Origin of the sequence: Streptomyces alanosinicus, from assembly GCF_014650595.1 — a bacterium.
GTDB lineage: Bacteria > Actinomycetota > Actinomycetes > Streptomycetales > Streptomycetaceae > Streptomyces > Streptomyces alanosinicus.
This window is the reverse complement of the sequence record NZ_BMVG01000063.1, coordinates 22,840-31,146: the sequence shown is the minus strand read 5'-3', so window position 1 is coordinate 31,146 and position 8,307 is coordinate 22,840. Positions and strand designations below refer to the sequence as shown.

Here is an 8,307-nt window from a genome sequence, read left to right as displayed (position 1 = left end):
CTGCCCCACCTGTCACCGCAACATGCCAGAGCCGATACGAACCTGACCAAGCCCTACTAGCCTTCCACCCGCCGTCCCGATCCCGCATGGCCGCGGCCCTGTATGACTACTACTCGGGCGCCGCGCTGACGATCGCGTGACCGCGCGCGGCGGGCACATCCCACCGCCGGCCTGGCCGTCCGTCTCGCGTGGCTCCGATCGTCTGTCTCGTGTGGCTCCGATCGTCTGTCTCGTGTGGCCCCGACCGTCCGTCTCCCGCGGGCCTGACCGCCCGTTTCCCGTCGGCCCCAAACTGTCCGTCTCCCGTCGGCCGTCCCGGCTCCGGCGGCCCAGGGGCTCGTGTCCGCCCTGGACCGGTCCGCTTGGACCCGTCCGTCTCGGATCCATCCTCTTGGACCCGCCTGTCTCGGACTCAACGGCCCTGGACCCAACCGTCCCGGACCCAACCGCCCTGGACCCAACCGTCCCGGACCCAACCGCCCTGGACCTGCCCGTCCCGGACCCGTCCGCCCTGGATTCGTCCGCTCCGGACTCCGTCCGCCCCGGACCCGTCCGAAGGCCACCGCCGGGACAGGTACCCGGTTCCCAGATCCCTCGGCTCGCGGCACACCCGCCCGAGCCCCGCACCAGGAGATCACCCTTGAACCAGCGCAAGACCGTCCTGCTCACCGGTGCGTCCGGCGTGCTCGGCAGCGCTCTGCTGCCGCTGCTGACCCGGCACCGCGTGATCGCCCTCGTCCACAGCACCGACGTCCCCGCCGAGCAGGTCCGCGGGGACCTGGCCGCTGCCCGGCTAGGTTTGGACGATGCCACGTACCGGTGGCTCACGGACATCGTCGACACCGTCGTGCACTGCGGCGCCACCACCGATTTCGGGGCCGGCGCCGAGGCCACCGCCGAGCTGAACACGCGGGGAACACAGCGGGTCGTCGAGTTCGCCCGCCAGGCCGGCGCCGAACTCCTCTACGTCAGCACGGCGTTCGTCGCCCGTACCGATCTGACGCGGCACGTCGCCGGCCGGGCGCAGGGCGAGGCGACCGCGGTCCCGGACCACTACCTCGACTCCAAGCGCGCGGCCGAGGAACTGGTCCGCGCCTGTGGACTGCCGTACACCATCGCGCGGCCGTCGGTGATCATCGGCGACCGGCAGACCGGCTTCGTCCCCCGCTTCCAAGGGCTGCACTCCATCGTCACCGCGCTCCTGAAGGGCTCGGTCCCGCTGCTCCCGCTCGACCCGTCCGCGCGCGCCGACGTCATCCCGCGCGACGACGCGGCCCGGGCCCTCGCCGCTCTCCTGGAGCGGCCGTTCAGCGGTGCGGAGCACTGGCTCACCACCGGTGCGGCGGCACCCACGGCGAGCGAGGTGGTGGGGGCCTGCCGGGCGCGCGCCGCGGCCCACGGCATGGCCATGCCCACGCCCCGGCTCGTCGATCCGGACATGGTGGACCGGCTGGTCCGCCCGGTGTTCATCGACCCGCTGCCGCCCGCGGCCCGCCGCAGGTTCGACGACATGCTGGCGATGACGGCTCTGTTCGCCACGGCCGCCCCACTGCCCTGCACCCTCGGTTCCCTGGCAGGCGGTCCGGGGGCGCTCACCGCGGAGCAGGTCCGGTCCGCGGTCGACGCGTCGATCGACCACCTGATACAGGTCAGGAATCTGGCCCGCTCCCGTGCTCCCGAGGGAGCAGCCGCATGAGCGACGAGTTCGCGACGACCGACCCCGCCGCCGTTGCGCAGACCTACCGGCGGCACATCAGCCGGGGCCGCGCCCGGCTCGCCGAGGTCACCGGCGGCCTGGTCGAGGTCGCCTCCAAGGGCGTCCATGTGTGGGACGCGTCGGGGCGTCGCTACATCGACTGCGGCGGCTACGGCGTGTTCCTCCTCGGTCACCAGCACCCGAAGGTCGTCCAGGCCGTCACCGCGCAGCTGCGCAGGCACGCCCTGGCCACCCGGATCCTGCTGGAACCGGTCGCCGCGCGGGCGGCAGAGGTACTCGCGGGCGTGGCTCCCGCAGGCCTGGAGTACGTGCACTTCGTCAACTCCGGCGCGGAGGCGACCGAGGCCGCGATCAAGCTCGCCCGCGCGCACGGCAAGCGGCACCTGATCTCCGCGGCGGGCGGCTATCACGGCAAGACCATGGGAGCGCTCAGTCTCACCGCCCGGGAGCTGTACCAGGCGCCGTTCCGGCCGCTGGTCCCCGACGTACGGCATGTGCCGTACGGGGACGCCGGCGCCCTGGAGCAGGCGCTGGCGGACACACCGGACGCATGTGTGGTGCTGGAACCCGTGCAGGGGGAGAACGGCGTCGTCGTCCCGCCGCCCGGCTATCTGACGGCGGTGCGGCGAGCCTGTCGGGAGCACGGGGCGCTGTTCGTCCTCGACGAGGTGCAGACCGGCCTCGGCCGGCTCGGGACCTGGTGGGGAGCGGACCGGGAAGGTGTCACGCCGGACGTCCTGCTGGTGGGCAAGAACCTCTCCGGCGGGGTGATCCCGGTGGCGGCGATGCTCGCCACCCCTCAGGCGTACGCGCCGTTCAACCGTGACCCGTTCATCCACACGTCCACCTTCGCCGGCTCGCCCGTCGCCTGTGCGGCGGCGGCCGCCGCGGTCGAGACCATCGCCGCCGAGGGCCTGGTCGAACGGGCCGCCCGCGTCGGTACACGGCTGCGGGACGACCTGACGGCGATGCTGCACGAGATCTGCCCGCACCTCGTGCGCGATGTCCGGGGTGCGGGGCTGCTCATCGCCGTCGAACTCGTCGACGAGGGCGTCGCCGGAGACCTGGTGATGGAGCTCATGGACTGCGGAGTCCTCGTCAACCACTCGCTCAACGCCCACCGCGTCCTGCGCCTGACGCCGCCCGCGGTCATCGGCCGCAACGACCTGGCCGCCCTCCTCGACGCCGTGCACCGCGCGGCCCGAGCGGTCGCCGTCCGCCACCCCGGATCACCCGCCCCGGACCAGTCCCAGCAAGAACAAGAACCTGTCGAGAGGACCGCCTGACCCATGCGCCACGTAGAGATCGAGGCCCTGCTTCCCGGCTCCGACCCGCTCGCCGTCTTCGACCGCCTCAAGGACTTCCAGCGCTACCCCGAGCACACGGACGCCGTCCGCGAGGTGACCGTACGTGCCGAACGCGACGGCACCCTGTGGTCGGAGTGGTCGGTGAACTTCCGCAACGGCGAACTGCGGTGGACCGAGCGCGACGTGGTGGACCGCCCGAATCTCACCCTCGGCTTCGAGCAGATCGACGGCGACTTCGAGCGGTTCGACGGCTCCTGGACGGTCCTGGCAGCCGGTGCCGACACCACCGTGCGGTTCGCGGCCGACTTCGACCTCGGCATGCCGTCCCTGGAGCGGATCATCGACCCGATCGCCGAGCGGACTCTGCGCGAGAACATCAGCGCGATCCTCGTCGGACTCCTCGGCGACGCCCTGGTGTTCGTCACCGGTGTCGGCTCCGACGACCTGCACAGCGTGCGGGGCTGAGATGACGGCATCCACCGCCTCCGCCGCACAACAGACGCGCCTCGCCCGCTCCGACGGCCCCCACGGCCCCCACGGGTCAGCGCTGCGCGCCGCGTTCGCCCAGCTGCCCACGGGAGTCACGGTCGTCACCACGACCACGGCGGCCGGCCCCGCGGGCGCCACCGCGAGCGCCGTGTGCTCGCTGTCCCTTGAACCGCCGCTGGTCCTGCTGGGCATCGGCGCCCGCTCGCAGACGTTGGAACGCATCCTGGACAGCGGCCGGTTCCTGGTCAACGTGCTGCCCGTGGGAGCCTCCGCGACCGCCTCGGCCTTCGCCGCGCCCGGGACCTCACCCGAGGCGCGCTTCACCTCGGTGCCCTCGGTGCCCCACCACCCGTACGAGGGCCTGCCGGCGCTCGACGAGGCGCTCGCCTGGGTCGCGTGCTCGGTGCACCGCACCTACCCGGGCGGCGACCACGTCATCGTCATCGGGCACGTCGACCACTGCCGCCACGGCGAGGGGCAGCCGCTCGTCCGGCACGCCGGACGCTACCGGCGGCTCGCCTGAGCCGCCCCGGAGGTGATCGCACCATGCCCCGCATTGCCCTGTTCAGCACCGAGTGCGCCCAACTCGGCGACGCGCTGGAGACCATCATCGAGCGGCACCACGACGACATCGCCGTGGTGGTCACCAGCGACGTGTACGCCACCGGCCGAGGCGGACTGCTCCGGCAGACCCACCGGAACGTGCGCCGGTCCGGGCTCGGCTTCATGACGTACCTCACCTGCTCCTTCATGCTCTATCCGGCCGTCCTCCGCGCGGACCGCCTGCTCGCCCCGTTGCGGGGCGGCCGGCGTACCCGCCGCTCCGTCGAGGAGCTGTGCCGGATGCACGGCATCGAGCACCTGAGGACCGGCAACGTCAACTCTCCCGCTGTCGCCGCGAAACTGGAGGAGGCCGAGCTCGACTTCATCGTCATCTACTGGTTCGACCAGATCCTGCGCGAGCGGGTGATCGCCGCACCGAGTCGGGCCGTGATCAACGTGCACGCGGCCTTCCTGCCGCACTGCCGCGGTCTGTTCCCCACCTTCTTCAGTGCCCTGGAGCCGGACACGCCCTTCGGTATCTCGGCCCACCTGATCGAGAACCGGGAGATCGACGCCGGACCAGTCCTCGCGCAGCGCGTCGCGGTGCCGCCCGCGGGCCGCAGCGTCCTGTTCAACGACTCCTGGGTCAACCGGGCGGGCGTCGGCATGCTGGACGAGATCCTCGCCGACTTCGACGCTTTCCTCGACGCAGCGGTGCCGCAACCGGAGGGCGGCTCGTATTACTCCTATCCGGAGCGCCACCACATCGCGCAGGCACGGCGGCAGGCGCTCGACCTCGCCACCCTGCGGGACTTCCTGGCCGTCGTCCGCGGTACGGGCGCCACGGACTCCGACGGCCATCGGCCCGAAACGGCCGACCGGCGAGGTGCGGGCGCCGTCCGTCCCGAGTGACCGCCTTCCACACCCCCCCGCCGGCGTCGTCGACCCGCCTCGACGGCGCCGCCGGGGGCGTGCGCTCTCGTGAGGCGGAGGCAGGGCCTCAGCCATGGGTGTCTGTCACCAGACCGTCCGACAATCCGGAGACGCTATCCAGCCACTTTCCACATCCTCTGTGTGTCGGGGACTTGGCCGCTGTCAGCTTCGGAGTGTGACATCGCCCTACCGGTCGATCCTCGCTGAGCTCCTGACGCGATCCGCTCAACCATCTGATTGGCGCCTGCACCATGTCGAACCGTGGTGGATGGTGACCCCGCCCCGCCACCTTCCGCGCCGCCAGGGTTGGAAGCTCCACCTCTCGGCGCCCCTGGCCTCGGCACCGCGGGTGCTGGAACGCGCGGGCCGGGTGCTCGTCGCCCACGGCTGCGCCTTCAAGTGCGCCGTCGCCCCGCGCGTCACCGCCGAGCTGACGGCCACCCGGGCCGCCAGGGCGCAGTCCGGCACGTTCCTGACCGCCTACCCCGACAACGACGTCCAACTCGGGCTCATTGCCGAGCAGTTGTACCAGGCGACGCTCGGACTGCCCGGCCCCGCCGTCCTCTCCGACCGCCGCTACCGGCCGGACAGCGTGGTGCACTACCGCTACGGGTGCTTCGCCCGCCCCCGCGTGCTCAACGACGAGGGTTTCTACGAGGGCCGACCGACAGCCCCCGATGGGACCTCCACCCCCGACGAGCGTAACCCCTGGTTCTCGCCGCCCGCCTGGGCCAAGGCCCCGTTCTCCGCGTCGGCTTCGCCCCCGGCCGCGCCCCGTCGCCGGGGCGGCCCCGTCCTGCTGGCGGGCCGGTACCCGGTCAAGGAGGCGGTCCGGCACTCCAACCGGGGCGGTGTCCACCGTGCCGAGGACACCCGTACCGGGGAGGCCGTCCTGCTCAAGGAAGCCCGGTCGCACGTCGGCGCCGACCCGGCCGGCCGGGACGCGCGGGACCGGCTGCGCTACGAGGCGGAGGTCCTGGCCGAGCTCGCGCCCAGGGGCATCACCCCTCGCGTGCGGGAGCTGTTCGAAGCCGGCGGCCATCTCTTCCTGGCCGAGGACCTGATCGCGGGCCGGAATCTCCAACAGTGGACCGCGGAGCATCTGGAACGGGGCGACGGGCAAGTCCCCGTCGCGGTGGCTCGCAGGCTCGCCCGCGAACTCGTCCGGCTGGTCGAACAGGTGTATGCCGCCGGGTTCGTCCTGCGCGACCTCAAGCCCGGCAACGTCGTCATGACCCCGGGGGAGCGGCCGGTCCTGGTCGACCTGGAGCTTGCCGTCCGGCTCGGCGCCACCACCCGCCCGGCCGGCACCCGCGGTTTCACCGACCCCGCCTACCTCGACGCCCCGGCCGTAGCGGAAGACACGGACGGGCCCGGGGCCGGCCCGGCCCCGGCCCTGAGGCGGACTGCTTCAGCCTCGGCGCGACCCTGCTGCACGCCACCAGTGGTATCAGCCCCGTGCTCGCCGCCGACGGCACACCAGCACGGCCTCCCGGCGAGCGGCTCGCCGCTCTGGTCGCCGCTGCCCGGGACCTGCCCGCGCTGCGTGCCCTCGCACCGCTGGTCACCGGGCTCACGGCGGCGGCCCCGTGCCGCCGGACGCTGCCGCGGGCAGCGGCCTTCCTCGACCCGGCACCCGGCTCGTCCGCCGGTACGGCATCGGCCGGGCAGGAGCAACCGCCGGAGCCCCCGTCCGCCGACCGCCTGCTCAAGGACGGTCTGGCCCACCTCGCCGCCACCATGGACCCCTCCGCCGAGTACCTCTGGCCGGCCCCGCGCTCCCTCCCGTACGGCGACCCCTGCAACGTGCAGCTCGGCGCGGCCGGGGTACTCGCCGTGCTCGCCCGGGCCGTCCGCAGCGGCCACGAGAGCGCCCGGCCCGCGCTGCGCGAGGCCGCCCGCTGGCTGGACGACCGGCTCGCCGAGCCCAGCCGGATCCTGCCCGGCCTGTACTTCGGCCGCTCCGGCACCGCCTGGGCCCTGCACGACGCGGCGACCACCCTGGAGGACCCCGGGCTCGCCGACCGGGCCCTCGCCTGCGCCTTGCGCATCCCGCTCGCCTCGGGCAGCGCCGACGTGTGCCACGGCCTGGCCGGTGCCGGGCTCGCACATATCCACCTGTGGCGACTGACCCGCGACCAGCGCTTCGCCGACCGGGCCGAGGAGTGCGCGGACGGGCTGCTGCACCTGCTGAAGGCCCGGCCCGGGGTGGACTGGCCGCTCGGTCCGCAGTTTCCGCGCCGAGCTGGCCGGCTCCACTCACTACGGCTTCGCCCACGGCGTCGCGGGCAACGCGGCCTTCCTGCTCGCTGCCGGCCGCGAACTACGACGGCCCGGGCTGACCGACATCGCGCTCGGCGGCGGCGAGGCCCTGTGCACGCTCGCCGAGTGGCACGACGGCGCCGCGTACTGGCCCAAAGGCCCCACCCACGACGAGCGCCCGGGCCTCAGCTACTGGTGCCACGGCTCCTCGGGCATCGGCACCTTCCTGCTGCGGCTGTGGCAGGAGACCGGCGACGACCGCCACCTCGCCCATGCCGAGGGCGCCGCCCTCGCCGTGCACCGCGACCGCCACCGCCTCGGGCCCGGCGCCTGCCACGGGCTGGCGGGCAACGTCGAGCTGCTTCTCGACCTGTACGCCGCCACCGGCGACGAGCGTCACCTGGACCGGGCCGACGCGCTCGTCCACGCCATCGCCCTGCGCGCCGCACACCGCGACGGCCGGTACCTGGTCCCCGACGACACCCTGCGCGAGCTCACCGCCGCCTACAACGTGGGCCTCGGCGGCGTGCTCGACCTCCTCCTCCGCCGCCGGCACGGCGGCCCCCGATCGTGGCTGGTCGACCGGCCGGCCACGGGCTCGCACCACCCAGCCCCGGAAGGGGGGAATGATCATGGAGAGCACCGTCCAGGAGCTGCAGGAGCTGCCCGAGACCCAGGAGCAGCCGCTGGAGCCGATGATGTGCTGCGACACCGGGCACCACAGCTACGAGTGGACCGACCTCTGTGTGAACCCGGTCGACTGACAGTCGACCCCGTGGTGCTGTGAGCCGCCACCGGCGCCTCACAGCACCCGTTGCGCGGAACGGAAGCGATGACAGGCGCCCCCCTGGACCGCCCTGCTCGACGGCCCGACGGCGGACGCGGCCCGGCAGCTGATCGACAGCATCGCCGGCCGGCCGCGCGGTGCCCCGTGCGGTGCGGCCCGACCTCGGGGATGGTGGCGCGGGCCTGGCCCTCGCCTACCACCAACTCGACCTCTGCCGCTCCGGCGATGGCTGGCGCGCCATGGCCGTCGGCCACCTGGACGCCGCGGTC

Annotated in this window: 6 protein-coding genes and 3 pseudogenes; all 9 read left to right on the top strand. The window is 73.4% G+C overall.

Translation table 11 applies throughout. From position 1 onward, the window contains the following. The first annotated feature begins 640 nt into the window (after positions 1-640). Entirely contained in the window at positions 641-1,696 is a 1,056-nt protein-coding gene (locus IE277_RS44070; RefSeq protein WP_189959409.1) for an SDR family oxidoreductase, read from the top strand. Continuing rightward, complete coding sequence (locus IE277_RS44065; RefSeq protein ID WP_189959408.1) at positions 1,693-3,003, top strand: aspartate aminotransferase family protein; 1,311 nt, start codon at positions 1,693-1,695, stop codon at positions 3,001-3,003. Before IE277_RS44070 ends, IE277_RS44065 begins: the two co-directional genes overlap by 4 nt. Before the next feature lie 3 nt (positions 3,004-3,006). Continuing rightward, positions 3,007-3,489 (top strand): type II toxin-antitoxin system RatA family toxin, encoded by a 483-nt coding sequence (locus IE277_RS44060; protein WP_189959406.1) that lies wholly within the window; start codon positions 3,007-3,009, stop codon positions 3,487-3,489. Position 3,490: 1 nt separating this feature from the next. Then, a complete protein-coding gene (locus IE277_RS44055) occupies positions 3,491-4,036 on the top strand; it encodes a flavin reductase family protein (RefSeq protein ID WP_189959403.1) in 546 nt (181 codons plus the stop codon). A 23-nt stretch (positions 4,037-4,059) separates the two neighbouring features. Next, a complete protein-coding gene (locus tag IE277_RS44050; protein ID WP_189959401.1) occupies positions 4,060-4,968 on the top strand; it encodes a formyltransferase family protein in 909 nt (302 codons plus the stop codon). Between the two features lie 94 nt (positions 4,969-5,062). Then, a pseudogene (locus IE277_RS48475) lies at positions 5,063-6,325 on the top strand (class III lanthionine synthetase LanKC N-terminal domain-containing protein); the annotation flags it as partial. 404 nt (positions 6,326-6,729) lie between these two features. Then, positions 6,730-7,113 (top strand): annotated as a pseudogene (locus IE277_RS49090) (lanthionine synthetase LanC family protein); the annotation flags it as partial. A 121-nt stretch (positions 7,114-7,234) separates the two neighbouring features. Further along, positions 7,235-7,651 (top strand): annotated as a pseudogene (locus IE277_RS49085) (lanthionine synthetase LanC family protein); the annotation flags it as partial. A gap of 232 nt (positions 7,652-7,883) precedes the next feature. Then, positions 7,884-8,015 (top strand): hypothetical protein, encoded by a 132-nt coding sequence (locus IE277_RS49080; RefSeq protein WP_268252735.1) that lies wholly within the window; start codon positions 7,884-7,886, stop codon positions 8,013-8,015. The last annotated feature ends 292 nt before the right edge of the window (positions 8,016-8,307 follow it).